The 14,826-nt window shown below is 72.0% G+C and carries 13 protein-coding genes; 2 read left to right on the plus strand and 11 right to left on the minus strand.

Translation table 11 applies throughout. The features are described from left to right. Positions 1 to 2: 2 nt before the first annotated feature. A complete protein-coding gene (locus ACWCO8_RS10650; RefSeq protein WP_451031955.1) occupies positions 3 to 2,894 on the plus strand; it encodes an NACHT domain-containing protein in 2,892 nt (963 codons plus the stop codon). Between the two features lie 73 nt (positions 2,895 to 2,967). Here the strand turns inward: ACWCO8_RS10650 and ACWCO8_RS10655 are convergent, their stop codons facing one another. Further along, positions 2,968 to 5,493 carry an ATP-dependent Clp protease ATP-binding subunit gene (locus tag ACWCO8_RS10655; protein ID WP_361956355.1) on the minus strand — a complete coding sequence of 842 codons (2,526 nt, stop codon included), beginning with the start codon at positions 5,491 to 5,493 and terminating at the stop codon, positions 2,968 to 2,970. Positions 5,494 to 5,978: 485 nt separating this feature from the next. Between ACWCO8_RS10655 and ACWCO8_RS10660 the strand changes: the two genes are divergently transcribed. Beyond that, positions 5,979 to 6,593, plus strand: a complete 615-nt coding sequence (locus tag ACWCO8_RS10660) for an SCO3374 family protein (RefSeq protein ID WP_451031956.1) — start codon at positions 5,979 to 5,981, stop codon at positions 6,591 to 6,593. On the opposite strand, the gene ACWCO8_RS10665 is transcribed toward ACWCO8_RS10660, so the two are convergent. From ACWCO8_RS10665 to ACWCO8_RS10710, 10 genes are all read right to left on the minus strand, one after another. Further along, entirely contained in the window at positions 6,572 to 6,907 is a 336-nt protein-coding gene (locus ACWCO8_RS10665; RefSeq protein ID WP_362015693.1) for a histone-like nucleoid-structuring protein Lsr2, read from the minus strand. The two genes, ACWCO8_RS10660 and ACWCO8_RS10665, sit on opposite strands and share 22 nt — an antisense overlap. Before the next feature lie 167 nt (positions 6,908 to 7,074). After that, complete coding sequence (locus ACWCO8_RS10670; RefSeq protein ID WP_362015696.1) at positions 7,075 to 7,602, minus strand: amino-acid N-acetyltransferase; 528 nt, start codon at positions 7,600 to 7,602, stop codon at positions 7,075 to 7,077. Positions 7,603 to 7,611: 9 nt separating this feature from the next. Beyond that, a complete protein-coding gene (locus tag ACWCO8_RS10675; RefSeq protein WP_451031957.1) occupies positions 7,612 to 8,142 on the minus strand; it encodes a BlaI/MecI/CopY family transcriptional regulator in 531 nt (176 codons plus the stop codon). Between the two features lie 143 nt (positions 8,143 to 8,285). After that, positions 8,286 to 8,462, minus strand: a complete 177-nt coding sequence (locus ACWCO8_RS10680; protein ID WP_362015701.1) for a hypothetical protein — start codon at positions 8,460 to 8,462, stop codon at positions 8,286 to 8,288. A gap of 14 nt (positions 8,463 to 8,476) precedes the next feature. Beyond that, positions 8,477 to 9,121, minus strand: coding sequence for a hypothetical protein (locus ACWCO8_RS10685; RefSeq protein ID WP_451032383.1), 645 nt, complete (start codon positions 9,119 to 9,121; stop codon positions 8,477 to 8,479). 118 nt (positions 9,122 to 9,239) lie between these two features. Continuing rightward, positions 9,240 to 10,046, minus strand: a complete 807-nt coding sequence (locus ACWCO8_RS10690) for a type III pantothenate kinase (RefSeq protein WP_362015704.1) — start codon at positions 10,044 to 10,046, stop codon at positions 9,240 to 9,242. Beyond that, positions 10,046 to 11,059, minus strand: a complete 1,014-nt coding sequence (nadC, locus tag ACWCO8_RS10695; protein WP_451031958.1) for a carboxylating nicotinate-nucleotide diphosphorylase — start codon at positions 11,057 to 11,059, stop codon at positions 10,046 to 10,048. Before nadC ends, ACWCO8_RS10690 begins: the two co-directional genes overlap by 1 nt. After that, on the minus strand, positions 11,056 to 12,750 hold the full coding sequence (locus ACWCO8_RS10700; RefSeq protein ID WP_451031959.1) for an L-aspartate oxidase: 1,695 nt from the start codon (positions 12,748 to 12,750) through the stop codon (positions 11,056 to 11,058). The genes nadC and ACWCO8_RS10700 overlap by 4 nt, the downstream gene beginning before the upstream one ends. Next, positions 12,747 to 13,835 (minus strand): pantoate--beta-alanine ligase, encoded by a 1,089-nt coding sequence (gene panC, locus ACWCO8_RS10705; protein ID WP_451031960.1) that lies wholly within the window; start codon positions 13,833 to 13,835, stop codon positions 12,747 to 12,749. The genes ACWCO8_RS10700 and panC overlap by 4 nt, the downstream gene beginning before the upstream one ends. After that, positions 13,832 to 14,758 (minus strand): Rossmann-like and DUF2520 domain-containing protein, encoded by a 927-nt coding sequence (locus tag ACWCO8_RS10710; protein WP_362015715.1) that lies wholly within the window; start codon positions 14,756 to 14,758, stop codon positions 13,832 to 13,834. Before ACWCO8_RS10710 ends, panC begins: the two co-directional genes overlap by 4 nt. Between the last annotated feature and the right edge of the window lie 68 nt (positions 14,759 to 14,826).

Consider the following 14,826-nt stretch of genomic DNA (forward strand, 5'->3'; position numbering starts at 1 on the left):
GCATGGACTCCCGTCCCACCTTGCGGGCCCCCGTCGTCGTCCGTTCCGAACCGCACGGCACCCAGGGCAGCGGCGTCCTGCTCACCACCGAGACCGTTCTCACCAGCGCCCACGTCCTGCGGTCCGCCCACTCCGCCTGGGTGTCCTTACCCAGCCGGAGCGAGTCCGTCCTCTGCCAGGTGGTCTGGTCGGACCAGCGGCTCGACGCGGCGCTCCTCCAGGCCCGGGAGAGCCTGACCGGTACGCGTAGCTACCGCACCGCGATCGGCCGGGTGGCCACCGATCGGCCCGTGCCCGGCTGCGAGATCCTCGGTTTCCCGCGGGTCCAGCGGTACGACGGCGGGCGGAAGCTGGAGACCGACCAGTACCGCGGCACCCTGCTCCCCCTCGCCGGGCTCATCCGCCGCACGATGGTCGTCGAGCTCGACGCGCCGCCGGCGACCGAGCCCACGGACAAGAATTCACCGCTCGCCGGGCTCTCCGGCGGACCCGTCTTCGCCGGTGCCGAGCTGCTCGGGATCGTGCGCGAGGTCCCGAGGGGCCGCGGGCACCGGCGGGTCGAGTGCGTGCCGCTCAGCGCCCTCGCCACCGACGCCGACTTCCTCGTCGCCTACGCCCAGGCCACCGGCCACGGCTTCCCCTCGCTCGTCGCCCTCACCCACCACTCCTCGACCGACGCGCCCTACGAGCAGGAGTACGGAGAGGCCGTCGCCGCCGCCTACCGCCGTACGCGGATCTTCGGCCTCGACGAACTCGGCCGGCGGGCCGCCGAATGGGACCTGGACACCGCCTACTTGTCCCTGGAGGCCACCTCACGGGACCCGGCCGCCACGCCCGTCCCTCAGCGCATCGACGACCTGCTCGCCTCCCGCCCCCGCGTTCTGCTCCGCGGGGACGCGGGCGCGGGCAAGACCACCCTGGTCTGGTGGCTCGCGGCCCACGCGGCCGCCGGGACCCTCGGCCCGCGGCTCGCCGAGCTGAACGGCCTCGTGCCGTTCGTCGTGCCCCTGCGGGCCCTCCGCGCCCGCGGGGCCGGCTTCCCCTCCCCGGCCGAACTCCCGGGAGCGGCGGGCCTGATGGTCGACGCGGCGCCCGACGGCTGGGCCGGGCGCGTCCTCGCCGAGGGTCGGGCGCTGCTGCTCGTCGACGGCCTCGACGAGGTGCCCCAGGAGGACCGCGAGACCGTCCACGCCTGGCTGTCGGGGCTCCTCGCCCGCTACCCCCGTACCCGCTGCGTGGCGACCGTACGGCCCCTCGCCGTCGAGGTGGACTGGCTGGGCGGGGAGGAGTTCGAGGAGCTCACGCTGCTCCCCCTGCGGGACGAGGACATCCAGGCGTTCGTCACCGCCTGGCACGACGCCGCCCGGCTCGACGCCGACGACGAGCCCCTCGACGCCCTCGAACGCGACCTGCTCCAGCAGTTCCGCCACAACCCGACCCTGGCCGACCTGGCCCGTACGCCGCTGCTGTGCGCGGTCATCTGCGCCCTCCACCGGCTACGGGAGGGGTTCCTGCCCGAGACGCGCTGGGCGCTCTACGACTCCGCCCTGAGGCTGCTGCTCGGCAGCCGGGACGACCGGCGCAGGATCGACGCCCCCGACGGCATCCGGATGTCGGTGGAGGAGCACCAGCAGCTCCTCCAGCGGCTCGCGGCCTGGCTCGTCCGGGGCGGGCAGACGGAGTTCACCCGGGAACAGGCGCTGCACCAGCTGAACCGGACGCTCCCGGGGATGCCGCGCGTCGCGGCCCAGGGCACGCCCGAGGAGATCCTCACGCACCTTCTCAACCGCACCGGTCTCCTGCACGAACGGACCGACTCCGTCTTCCAGTTCGCCCACCGCACGTTCCAGGACTTCCTGGCGGCCAAGGAGTTCGTCGAGGACGACCTCGTACCGGAGCTGCTGCGGCACGCGCGCGAGCAGCAGTGGCACGACGTCCTGCTCCTCGCGGCCGGCCACTGCTCGCGCCGCGACCTGCCTGTTCTGGTGGAGGGCCTGCTCGCGGCCGGCTCGGGGAGCCGCGACAAGGACCTGAAGACGACCCTGTACGTCCTGGCGGCCCTCTGCGCCCAGCACGCGGCCTGGCTCTCGGAGGGGCTCCACACGCGCGTGCGGAAGGCGGTCGTCTCGGTGCTGCCCCCTCGGCGCCCCGGCCAGCTGAAGGCGCTGGCCCGGTTGGGGGATTTCGTCCTGCCCCTGCTGCCCGTGCCCGCGCCGGAGACGGGCGAGCCCGATCTGACGCTCCCGCTGATCTGCGAGATCGGGGGCGCGGCGGCGCTCCCGTACGCGCGCGCCTACGCCGACGACGAGCACACGTTCCGGTTGTCCATCAGCTGGTCGAACTTCCCAGCGGAGGCGTACGCCCGCGAAGTCCTGGCCCGCATCCGGCTCGACACGATCAGTCTCTTCGTCACCGGCAGGGACCAGCTCGCGCAGATCCCGCTGCTACGGCACGCACCCGACTTCATCCTCCAGGGCGACTTCGCCCCGGAGGAGCTGACGGCCGTTCTCCGTGAACACGACCTGCGCGGGATCACCCTCGCCGACAATCCCCGGCTGACGGACCTCTCTCTCCTCGCGCCCTTCGCCGCCACCCTCGACGCCCTGGCGCTGCAGCGGTGCACCGAGCTGGCGGACCTCACGGCCCTCGGCCGTCTCGACCGGCTGCACACCCTGCTGCTCGACGGCGTCCCGCTGGGGGCCGCCGAGCTGAAGGTGATCGCCGGGCTGCCGCTCCTGCAGCACCTCACGCTGCGGCTCCGCCCGGACGTGACGAAACTGGACCTGACCCCGCTGCACTCCCTCACCGCCGTCGAAGTGAAGGTCGAGGGGCTCGCCAAGCGCCAGGTCCTCGGCCGTGCCCCCTTCGGCGACCGCCTCACCCTGCGGCCGTAGGGCGCGGGCGCGCAAAAGGGGCGGCCCCGGACTCTTCCGAGTCCGGGGCCGCCCCTGTCACGCGATCGGGCGCTTACGCGTCCTTCGAGAGGTTCGGGCCCGCTCCGCCCGTCGCCTGCTCGATCGGCGGGACGTCCGGCAGGGCCGACTTCTCCTCGCCGCGGAAGGTGAACTTCTTCTCCTCACCCTCGCCCTCGACGTCCACGACCACGATGTGACCGGGGCGCAGCTCGCCGAAGAGGATCTTCTCGGAGAGCGAGTCCTCGACCTCGCGCTGGATCGTCCGGCGCAGCGGCCGGGCGCCCATGACGGGGTCGTAACCCTTCTTGGCGAGCAGCTCCTTCGCGGCCTGGGAGAGCTCGATGCCCATGTCCCGGTCCTTGAGGCGCTCGTCCACCCGGCTGATCATCAGGTCGACGATCTGCAGGATGTCGGCCTCGGTGAGCTGCGGGAAGACGATGATGTCGTCCACACGGTTCAGGAACTCCGGGCGGAAGTGCTGCTTCAGCTCGTCGCTGACCTTCGCCTTCATCCGCTCGTAGTTGGACTTCGTGTCGCCCTGGGCCGCGAAGCCCAGGTTGAAGCCCTTCGAGATGTCCCGGGTCCCGAGGTTGGTCGTCATGATGATGACCGTGTTCTTGAAGTCCACGACCCGGCCCTGGGAGTCGGTCAGGCGACCGTCCTCCAGGATCTGGAGAAGGGAATTGAAGATATCGGGGTGGGCCTTCTCGACCTCGTCGAAGAGGACGACGGAGAACGGCTTGCGGCGCACCTTCTCGGTGAGCTGTCCGCCCTCTTCGTAGCCCACGTATCCGGGCGGGGAACCGAAGAGCCGGGAAACCGTGTGCTTCTCGCTGAACTCCGACATGTCGAGGGAGATCATCGCGTCCTCGTCGCCGAAGAGGAATTCGGCGAGCGCCTTGGACAGCTCGGTCTTACCGACACCGGACGGGCCGGCGAAGATGAACGAGCCACCGGGACGCTTCGGGTCCTTCAGACCGGCTCGCGTACGACGGATCGCCCGCGAGAGGCCGATGACGGCGTCCTTCTGGCCGATGACGCGCTTGTGGAGCTCGTCCTCCATGCGCAGCAGGCGGCTCGACTCCTCCTCGGTCAGCTTGAAGACCGGGATGCCGGTGGCGGTCGCGAGGACCTCGGCGATCAGCTCGCCGTCGACCTCGGCGACGACGTCCATGTCGCCGGCCTTCCACTCCTTCTCCCGCTTGGCCTTCGCCGCCAGCAGCTGCTTCTCCTTGTCGCGGAGAGACGCCGCCTTCTCGAAGTCCTGGGAGTCGATCGCGGACTCCTTGTCCCGGCGGACGCCGGCGATCTTCTCGTCGAACTCGCGGAGGTCCGGCGGCGCGGTCATCCGGCGGATGCGCATCCGGGAGCCGGCCTCGTCGATCAGGTCGATCGCCTTGTCCGGCAGGAAGCGGTCCGAGATGTACCGGTCGGCCAGGGTCGCGGCCTGGACGAGGGCCTCGTCGGTGATGGAGACCCGGTGGTGGGCCTCGTACCGGTCACGCAGACCCTTGAGGATCTCGATCGTGTGCGGCAGCGACGGCTCCGCGACCTGGATGGGCTGGAAGCGGCGCTCGAGGGCCGCGTCCTTCTCCAGGTACTTGCGGTACTCGTCCAGCGTGGTCGCACCGATGGTCTGGAGCTCACCGCGGGCCAGCATCGGCTTGAGGATGCTGGCGGCGTCGATCGCGCCCTCGGCGGCACCCGCACCCACCAGGGTGTGGAGCTCGTCGATGAACAGGATGATGTCGCCGCGGGTGCGGATCTCCTTGAGGACCTTCTTCAGGCGCTCCTCGAAGTCACCGCGGTAGCGGGAGCCGGCGACCAGCGCGCCGAGGTCCAGGGTGTAGAGGTGCTTGTCCTTGAGGGTCTCGGGCACCTCGCCCTTGACGATGGCCTGCGCCAGGCCCTCGACGACGGCGGTCTTGCCGACGCCGGGCTCGCCGATGAGAACCGGGTTGTTCTTCGTACGGCGGGACAGCACCTGCATGACCCGCTCGATCTCCTTCTCGCGCCCGATGACCGGGTCGAGCTTGGATTCGCGGGCCGCCTGGGTGAGGTTGCGGCCGAACTGGTCGAGGACCAGGGACGTCGAGGGGGTGCCCTCGGCAGGACCGCCGGCCGTGGCGGCTTCCTTGCCCTGGTAGCCGGAGAGCAGCTGGATGACCTGCTGCCGCACCCGGTTGAGATCGGCGCCCAGCTTCACGAGGACCTGGGCGGCGACGCCCTCGCCCTCGCGGATCAGGCCGAGCAGGATGTGCTCCGTGCCGATGTAGTTGTGGCCGAGCTGGAGGGCCTCGCGGAGCGACAGCTCCAGGACCTTCTTGGCACGCGGGGTGAAGGGGATGTGCCCGGACGGGGCCTGCTGCCCCTGCCCGATGATCTCCTCAACCTGCTGGCGGACCGCCTCGAGCGAAATCCCGAGGCTCTCCAGGGCCTTAGCGGCGACACCCTCACCCTCGTGGATAAGGCCCAGGAGGATGTGCTCGGTGCCGATGTAGTTGTGGTTGAGCATCCGGGCTTCTTCCTGAGCCAGGACGACAACCCGCCGCGCGCGGTCGGTGAACCTCTCGAACATCGTTAATCGCTCCTCAGAGCGGTCAGTCAGTTAGGGGTCGATCCCCTCCCTGTCCTTCCGCAGCTTAGTCCCGCAAGCGGGGACCGCTCATTCCAACTGCCGACATCCGTCCGGATCACCCCCTTGTCCGTGGGGAGACCTGCTGCCGAACAGCCGACAAATGCTCCAACTCGATGGTGCGAGACGATGTTCCCGCAGGCCAAGCAGTTACCCCCGCCTCCAGTACGCCGATGGCGAACGTGAGACGCGAATCCCCGCGAGTCGTCCCTCCTCACTAGGAATGTCTTACCCGTAGGCACTGACACTCCATGCGGCACACCCCGGTTCCCTCCGCTACGGGCGAACATCCTTGCGCCGCCGAACGCATCCGTACGCCCCCGAAACGGACACGGAGTGCTACCGGCCAGGGACACAGGGTCAGCAGGGCGCTCGGTCCGGGTACCCCTGGGGCGTAACCAAGGAGCCCTCGGGGGCGTTCCCCGGGCATGTCCTTCAGCGTCCGGCGCGTGCCGCCGCCCCGCTCGCCGCTCGACGGCGCGCCGCTCGCCGGTGCGCCGTGCGAGGGCGATCCGGCGCGCTGGTACGAGGAGGGGCTCGGCTGGGCAACGGTGCCGGGGCCGCCGGTGGGCCTGGTGACGGGGGTGCGCTTCGACGTCCTGGAGCTGCCCGCCGAGGCCGGTCGCGCGGTGCTGCGCAGGACGGGCATGGGTGCCACGGGGCCGGTGGCCCTGGTGGGGCGGCGGATGCGGCTGCTGGTGGCCGCGGGAAGCGCGGAGGAGCTGCCGGGGCTGCTCGACTGGCTCGAATGGGGCGGGATCTCGCTGGATCTCACCGCGATGGGCGCCGGCAGCCGGATGACCGCTCCTGTTCCCCCAGGATGGAGCGGTTCCGGCGCGCCGGGCGCCGCGGTGTGGCTGCGGGCCCCCGAGCCGGGCCGCGCGGTGGAACCCTCACTGCCGGCCCTGCGACCCGCCGAGCGGGCCGATGGGGCCGCCCCCTGTCTCGTACGACTTGTGGCCGCCGCGGCGGCCGAGTGCCACCGGGTGCGTCTGCTGAGCGCGCGCCCCCGGCCGACGGCTCAGCGGTTGGCGTTCTCGTAGGCGGTCTTGACCTCCGCCGGGACGCGACCGCGGTCGTTCACGGGGTAGCCGTTCTCCTTGGCCCACGCGCGGATCTTCGCGGTGTCCGGACCGGCACCCGGGGCGACGCGGCCCTTGCCACGCGTACCGGCGCTGCGGCCACCGGTGCGCCGACCGCTCTTGGTGTACGGCTCGAGCAGGCCGCGGAGCTTCTCCGCGTTGGCGGTGGTGAGGTCGATCTCGTAGGTCTTGCCGTCCAGCGCGAACGTCACGGTCTCGTCCGCCTCGACACCGTCGAGGTCGTCGACAAGAAGGACCTGAACCTTCTGTGCCACCGGATTTCCTTTCATCGAAAATGCAGTACGCGGAAAGGAAACCGCTTTTCCCGGAAAAACACAAACCCCTGGGAGAGGTTCAGAAGGCTGGGAACGCGGGAAACGTGCGCGATTCGGACATAGAGGTTCCGAGCTGGTTCCCGTTCAGGATCAGAGCGATCGTTACGTCACAGGTGCAGAAGCATCCGGCTGTTGCCCAAGGTGTTCGGCTTCACTCGTTCGAGACCGAGGAACTCGGCGACACCCTCGTCATAGGAACGCAGGAGCTCGCTGTACACATCTCCGTCGACCGGAGTCTCACCGATCTCCACGAAGCCGTGCTTCGCGAAGAAGTCGACTTCGAAGGTCAAGCAGAATACCCGGCGCACACCGAGCCAACGCGCGGTGTGCAGCAACTTGTCGAGCACGTGATGTCCGACGCCCGCGCCCTTGAACTCGGGATCGACGGCGAGAGTACGTACTTCGGCGAGGTCTTCCCACATGACATGGAGTGCGCCGCAGCCGACCACGACGGCGTCCTCGTCGCGTTCGGCGACCCAGAACTCCTGGATGGCCTCGTAAAGCGTCACCGTCGCTTTGTCGAGCAGGATGCCCCGGCGGACGTACGGATCGACAAGGCGGCGTACCGCGGCGACATCACCGGTACGGGCGCGACGAACGGTGACGGCTTTTGAAGCGGCGGGGGACGACGGCATGGGGGGACGTTATCGCCCGGTGTCGTCAGGGGCGTCGGCAGCCTCGCCGACGGTCGCGTCCGGGGCGGCGGGAGCCTCGGCCGGAGTCTGAGCAGGTGCGGGGGCGGGGGCCGGCTCGGGAGCCGGTGCGGGGGTGGGCGCGGGGGCTTCCTCCGCAGGTGGGGCGGGGGGCTCGGGGGCGTTGTACCCGACGACGCGGATCGCGTCACTGAGGGCCTCGCGCTGCTCGCTGGACATCATGCCGAAGAACGCGACAAGGGCGGATGCGGGGTTGTCGCTCTGCGCCCAGGCCTCGTTCATCAGTGCGGCCGAGTAGGCGGCGCGAGTGGAGACCGCCGTATATCGATAGGCGCGCCCGTCGACTTCCCTGCGTACCCAGCCCTTCTGATGGAGATTGTCCATTACGGTCATGACGGTGGTGTAGGCGATGGACCGTTCCTGCTGGAGATCCTCCAGGACTTCCCGGACGGTCACCGGCCGGTTCCATTGCCAGACGCGTGTCATGACGGCGTCTTCGAGCTCTCCCAATTGACGGGGCACACCGCCACCATAGTCCGCGAACCGGTAATGGCCGGTTATTGACGGTGGAAACGCAACAAAAAGGACGTACGACCTGAAAGCGGTCGTACGTCCTTCGGGTGTCCTTCTTCGCGCGCCCTCCGGAGCGGGCGGCGCCGCGCGGGCTACGAGGCCGCGCGGTCCGACTGCCGGGTGGCCTCGGCGCGGGCGAGGGCGGCGTCCACGGCGGCGTCCTCCTTGGCCTTGTTGGGGCCGCCCTGGCTCTTCACGATCGTGACGACGAGCGCGGTGAAGAACACGGCCATCACGACGGGGGGCAGGAGCGCGGATACGTAGTCCATGGCGACCAGGGTAGCTATCCGGCGGCGCGTTCCTCGGGCGGGGGCGGGGGTACGGGGCGTCGGCGCGGCGGGAACACCTCGGAGGGCTTGGGCGCCGGGCGCTTGGCCGGTGCGGGCGCGGCGGGCGGCTTCGGGGTGGCGGGCCGCTTGGGCTCGTCGGCGGCGCGCCCGCCGGGGAGGGCGAGCAGCCGGGCGCGGGGCGCCGGGTGCGCGGACAGCGCCTGGGCGGGCAGGGCGGATGCGGGGAGCGCGGGACCGGGCAGCACGGAGCCGGGCGCCGCCTGGGTGAGGCGGGCGAGTCGGGCGCGTACGGAGCGCTCGGCGAGGACCTGGCAGCGTTCGAGGAGCACGGCGGCCCGGGGGTTGGCCCGCAGGGCGCGCAGGGCCGCGAGGTCGTCGGCGGCGGGGTCGTACCCCGCACCGAGGGCGTCCTCGAGGAGCTCCAGATAGCCGGTGAGCGAGCCGGGCAGGGCCTCGCGGTACCGGGTCAGGTCGGCGAGGAGGAACGCCCGGAGCCGGCCTGCCTCGCGGACGGCGTCGTCCACGGATTCGGCGAGGCGCAGACAGTCCTGGACGTCCTCGTCCTGAAGGGGGACGGGGTTGAGGGCGGTGGCAAGGGCGCGGCGGACCACACGCAGCTCGTCCGCGCTGAACGCCATGCCGCCCCGGGATCCGTATGGCGTGGGCATGGGGTGACGATACGCGCTAATCGGACAAATTTCGTTTTACCGATCATCCCCGGGCGCGGCGCGGGACGGCACCCTGCGCCGCGCGTGCCTACAACCGGGAGACGTTCCGCTCGTACACAAGGCGCAGGCCCACAAGGGTCAGCCACGGCTCGTGCTCGTCGATCTGGGTGGAGTCGCCGAGGACCATCGGGGCGAGGCCGCCCGTCGCGATCACCGTGACGGTGGAGGGGTCGCCGTCCCGGCCCACGAGTTCGCGCTTCATGCGGGAGACCACGCCGTCCACCTGGCCCGCGTACCCGTAGACGATGCCCGACTGCATCGCCTCGACCGTGTTCTTGCCGATCACGCTGCGCGGCCTGGCCAGCTCGATCTTGCGGAGCATGGCGCCCTTGACGCCCAGCGCCTCGACCGAGATCTCGATACCGGGCGCGATCGCACCGCCCGCGTACTCCCCGCGCGCGGTGATCGCGTCGTACGTCGTCGCCGTGCCGAAGTCGACCACGATCGCCGGGCCGCCGTAGAGCTCGACCGCCGCGACCGCGTTGATGATGCGGTCCGCGCCGACCTCCTTCGGGTTGTCCGTGAGGATCGGTACGCCCGTCTTGACGCCGGGCTCGACGAGGACGGCCGGGACGTCCCCGTAGTACCGCCGCGTCACCTCGCGCAGCTCGTGCAGGACCGAGGGGACCGTCGCACAGATCGCGATCCCCTCGATGCCGTCGCTCAGCTCGACGCCGAGCAGCGGGTGCATGCCCATCAGGCCCTGGAGCAGGACCGCCATCTCGTCGGCCGTGCGGCGCGGGTCGGTGGAGATGCGCCAGTGCTCGACGATCTCCTCGCCGTCGAAGAGGCCGAGGACCGTGTGCGTGTTGCCGACGTCGATGGTGAGCAGCATCAGGCCCGCACCTCGCGCAGGTCGAGGCCGATGTCGAGGATCGGGGAGGAGTGCGTGAGCCCGCCGACCGCGAGGTAGTCCACGCCCGTCGCCGCGTACGCCGCCGCGTTCTCCAGGGTGAGCCGGCCGGAGGACTCCAGGACCGCGCGGCCGGCGACCAGGGCGACGGCCTCCTCGGTCTCCAGGGGGGTGAAGTTGTCGAGCAGGATCAGGTCCGCGCCCGCGTCCAGGACCTCGCGGACCTGGTGCAGCGTGTCGACCTCGACCTCGATCGGCACGTCAGGGAACTGCTCCCGTACGGCCTTGAAGGCCTGCGCGACGCCGCCGGCGGCCACCACGTGGTTGTCCTTGACCAGCGCGGCGTCCGACAGGGACATCCGGTGGTTGACGCCGCCGCCACAGCGCACCGCGTACTTCTCCAGGGCGCGCAGGCCCGGCGTGGTCTTGCGGGTGTCGCGGACGCGGGCCTTGGTGCCCTCCAGGACGTCCGCCCACGCGCGCGTGGCGGTCGCGATGCCGGAGAGGCGGCACATGATGTTCAGCGCGCTGCGCTCGCCGGTGAGCAGGTCGCGGGTGCGGGTGGTGACGCTCAGGAGCTTCTGGCCGGCCTCGACGCGGTCGCCGTCCTCGACGTGCCGCTCGACCTCGAAGGTGTCGGTGCAGACGATGGACAGCACGGCCTCGGCGATGCGCAGGCCGGCCACCACGCCCGCCTCGCGGGCGGTGAAGTCGGCGGTGGCGACCGCGTCCTCGGGGACGGTCGCGACGGTCGTCACGTCCACGCCGCCGTCGAGGTCCTCCTCGATGGCCAGGTGGGCGATGTCCTCGACCTGGACCGGGTCGAGGCCGGCGTCGGCGAGGAGCTGGGCGAGCGCCGGGTCCAGGCCGCTCTCGTAGATCTCGTCGGCGCAGCCGCAGCCGTCACCGCAGCCGCCGGAGTCCTCGGCGGGCGCGCTGATCTGGATGAGGGGGACGTCCACGGGCTGCGGACGTGCTTCTTCGGGCGTGCTCACGACTGCGGCTCCTCTGGGGCTACGGGTGTGACGGGGGGAAAGTCTGCGGTGGCGGTACGGCGGACCACGAGCCGCCGGTCCGAGGTGAGGCGGACGACGAGATGGCGCTGCCAGTCCTCGGCGCGCTCGGGGTGGTCCTCGCGCCAGTGGCAGCCGCGGGTCTCCTCGCGCTCCAGGGCGGCGGCGACCAGGACCCGGGCGACGCACAGGAGGTTGGTCGTCTCCCAGGACTCGACGCCCGGCTCGGCGGTCTTGCCGAAGTGGTCCTCCGTCGCGGAGAGGCTCAGCGCCTCCAGGGCGTCGGCGGCGGTCCCGAGGCTCTCGGCGGACCGCAGCACCCCGGCGTTCGCGCTCATGATCCGCTGGATGCGGACCCGGGTCTCGGGCGCGAGCAGCGGCAGCACGGTCGGGCCGGCGGGCACCACGGGCGGGCCCTCGCGGTGCGGGCCGCGCGTGGCGATGTCGTCGGCGATCCGCTCGGCGAAGACCAGGCCCTCCAGGAGCGAGTTCGAGGCGAGCCGGTTGGCGCCGTGGACGCCCGTGCAGGCCACCTCACCGCACGCGTAGAGGCCCGGGACCGTGGTCCGGCCCGTCAGGTCGGTGCGGACGCCGCCGGAGGCGTAGTGGGCCGCCGGGGCGACCGGGATGGGTTCGGTGACCGGGTCGATGCCGTGGGACCGGCAGGCGGCCAGGATCGTGGGGAACCGGTGCTCCCACATCTCGGCGCCGAAGTGCCGGGCGTCCAGGTACATGTGCTCCGCGCCCCGCTCCCGCATGCGGCGCATGATCGCCTTGGCGACGATGTCGCGGGGGGCGAGCTCGGCCAGCTCGTGCTGCCCGAGCATGAAGCGGACCCCGTCCGCGTCGACGAGGTGGGCGCCCTCGCCCCGTACCGCCTCGGAGACCAGCGGCTGCTGCCCCTCGGAGTCGGCGCCGAGGAAGAGCACCGTCGGGTGGAACTGGACGAACTCGAGGTCGGAGACCTCCGCCCCGGCGCGCAGGGCGAGCGCGACGCCGTCGCCGGTGGAGACGGCCGGGTTGGTGGTGGCCGAGAAGACCTGGCCCATGCCGCCGGTGGCGAGGACCACGGCGGGGGCGTGGACGGCGCCGACGCCGTCGTGCTGGCCCTCCCCCATGACGTGCAGGGTCACACCCGCGGTGCGGCCGTCCTCGTCCTTGAGGAGGTCCAGGACGAGGGCGTGCTCGATGGTGCGCAGCCCCCCGTCCCGTATCGCCTCCACGAGGGCGCGGGAGATCTCCAGTCCGGTGGCGTCGCCGCCGGCGTGGGCGATCCGGCGGCGGTGGTGGCCGCCCTCGCGGGTCAGGGCGATCTCGCCGTCGTCGGTCTTGTCGAAGTCGGCGCCGGTGGCGATCAGCCGGCGGACCGCGTCGGGGCCCTCGGTGACCAGGAGCCGCACGGCCTCGGTGTCGCAGAGCCCGGCGCCCGCGACGAGGGTGTCGTCCAGGTGCTGCTCGGGGGTGTCGCCGTCGCCGAGTGCGGCGGCGATCCCGCCCTGCGCCCAGCGGGTGGAGCCGTCGTCGAGGCGGGCCTTGGTGACGACGACCGTGCGCAGTCCGGCGGCGGTGCAGCGCAGGGCCGCGGTCAGCCCGGCGACGCCGGAGCCGACCACGACGACGTCGGCGTCGATGGACCAGCCGGGCGCGGGCGCGTGCAGCCGTATTCCAGTCACTTGGTGGCTCCGAACATCAGCGGGATGTTGTCGATCAGCCGCGTGGTCCCCACGCGCGCGGCGACGGCGAGGAGCGCCTCGCCGCGGTGGTCGTCGGCGACCTCGGTGAAGTCGGCCGGGTCGACCAGGGCGAGGTAGTCGAGGGTGAGCGGCGGCTCGGCCTTCGCCGCCTCGTCGACGACGGCGCGGGCCGCGGCCCGTACGGCCTCCGCGCCGCCGCTCTCGGACGCCTGGGCGACCGCGTGGGCGTCCGCCGCGGCGCGGGCCTCGCCGAGCCGGGAGAGCCCCTCCGCGCGGGTCTCGGCCCGGTTCTGGGAGCCGGGCAGCGAGTCGGCACGCGCGCGCAGGGCGTGCTGGGCGGCGAGCCGGTCGCTCGCGGCGAACAGGGCGCGGGAGAGCGCGAGGGCGGTGCGGCGCTCGCCGGCGGAGAGGTAGCGGTTGCGGCTGGAGAGAGCCAGGCCGTCGGCCTCGCGGACGGTCGGCACGCCGACGATCTCCGCGGGGAAGTTCAGATCGCGGACCATCCGGCGGATCAGGGCCAGCTGCTGGGCGTCCTTCTGGCCGAAGAAGGCCAGGTCGGGGCGGGTGAGATGGAGCAGCTTGGCGACGACGGTGAGCATCCCGTCGAAGTGGCCGGGCCGGGAGGCGCCTTCGAGGCGCTCGCCCATGGGGCCCGCGCTGATCCGGACCTGGGGCTCCCCGCCGGGGTACACCTCGTCGACGGAGGGCGCGAAGACGGCGTCCGCGCCGGCCGCCTCGGCCGTCCTGAGGTCGGCGTCCAGGGTGCGGGGGTAGCGGTCGAGGTCCTCGCCCGCGCCGAACTGCAGCGGGTTGACGAAGACGGTGACGACGACGAACCCGTCGGGTCCGACGCGCTCACGGGCCGTACGGACCAGGGTGGCGTGGCCGTCGTGGAGCGCGCCCATGGTCATGACAACGGCGGTACGGCGGCCGGTGGGGCTGTTTTCGGCCAGGACGGGTGCGGGTGCGGCGAGTGCGGGTGCGGCGAGTGCGGGCGCGTGGCGGGACGCCAGGGCGTGGAGTTCGTCCGCCGTACGGATCAGGGCGAAGGTCGTCGATGTCATCGGTCGGTCTCCCCGTCGGCGAGCACGCCCAGCAGGTCCTCGGCCAGCTCGGGCTTGAGCAGGCCGTGCGCGAGCGCCCGGTCGGCGGTCGTGCGGGCCATCGCCAGATAGCCGGCGACGGTACCGGGCGCGTGCTTGCGCAGCTCGGCGACGTGAGCGGCGACCGTGCCCGCGTCACCGCGCGCGACGGGGCCGGTGAGCGCGCCGTCGCCGGAACGCAGCGCGTTGTCCAGGGCGGCGCCCAGGAGCGGGCCGAGCATCCGGTCGGGGGCGGCGACGCCCGCCTTGCGGAGCAGGTCCATGGACTGGGCGACCAGGGTGACCAGGTGGTTCGCGCCGAGGGCGAGGGCCGCGTGGTAGAGCGGGCGGGCCTCCTCGGCGATCCACTCGGGCTCGCCGCCCATCTCGATCACCAGGGCCTCGGCGGCCAGGCGCAGCTCCACGGGCGCGGTCACCCCGAAGGAGCAGCCGACGAGGCGCTGGACGTCCACGGAGGTGCCGGTGAAGGTCATGGCGGGGTGCAGGGCGAGCGGCAGGGCGCCGGCCCGGCGGGCGGGGTCCAGGACCCGTACTCCGTACCGCCCGGAGGTGTGCACGAGCAGCTGACCAGGGCGTACGGCTCCGGTCTCGGCGAGGCCCTCGACGAGGCCCGGCAGGGCGTCGTCGGGCACGGTGAGCAGCACGAGATCGGCCCGGGCGAGGACCTCGGCGGGCGGCACGACCGGCACGTCGGGGAGCAGCTCGGCGGCGCGCCGGACGGACGCGTCGGAGACCGCGGAGACCGCGACGGGGCGGTGGCCCGCGAGCTGGAGGGCCGCGGCGAGGGCGGGTCCCACCCGGCCGGCTCCGACGACTCCGACGGTGAGTCGCGCGGGTCGGTCTTCCGCTCGGGGTTCTGCTCGGGACTCAGCTGGATGGTTCACGCGGCAACGGCCTTCCGTTCCAGTCCGCGGGGGGTACCGGACGATTTCTGGTCATGCTACGCCAGCGT

The organism is Streptomyces sp. NPDC001927, from assembly GCF_053594455.1.

Excerpts from the sequence above, each read along its gene's own strand:
- ACWCO8_RS10690 (WP_362015704.1), bottom strand. The coding sequence starts at position 10,046 with ATGCTGCTCACCATCGACGTCGGCAACACGCACACGGTCCTCGGCCTC.
- panC (WP_451031960.1), bottom strand. The coding sequence starts at position 13,835 with ATGACATCGACGACCTTCGCCCTGATCCGTACGGCGGACGAACTCCAC.
- ACWCO8_RS10685 (WP_451032383.1), bottom strand. The coding sequence starts at position 9,121 with ATGGCGTTCAGCGCGGACGAGCTGCGTGTGGTCCGCCGCGCCCTTGCC.
- ACWCO8_RS10655 (WP_361956355.1), bottom strand. The coding sequence starts at position 5,493 with ATGTTCGAGAGGTTCACCGACCGCGCGCGGCGGGTTGTCGTCCTGGCT.
- ACWCO8_RS10680 (WP_362015701.1), bottom strand. The coding sequence starts at position 8,462 with ATGGACTACGTATCCGCGCTCCTGCCCCCCGTCGTGATGGCCGTGTTC.
- ACWCO8_RS10650 (WP_451031955.1), top strand. The coding sequence starts at position 3 with ATGGACTCCCGTCCCACCTTGCGGGCCCCCGTCGTCGTCCGTTCCGAA.
- ACWCO8_RS10670 (WP_362015696.1), bottom strand. The coding sequence starts at position 7,602 with ATGCCGTCGTCCCCCGCCGCTTCAAAAGCCGTCACCGTTCGTCGCGCC.
- ACWCO8_RS10660 (WP_451031956.1), top strand. The coding sequence starts at position 5,979 with ATGTCCTTCAGCGTCCGGCGCGTGCCGCCGCCCCGCTCGCCGCTCGAC.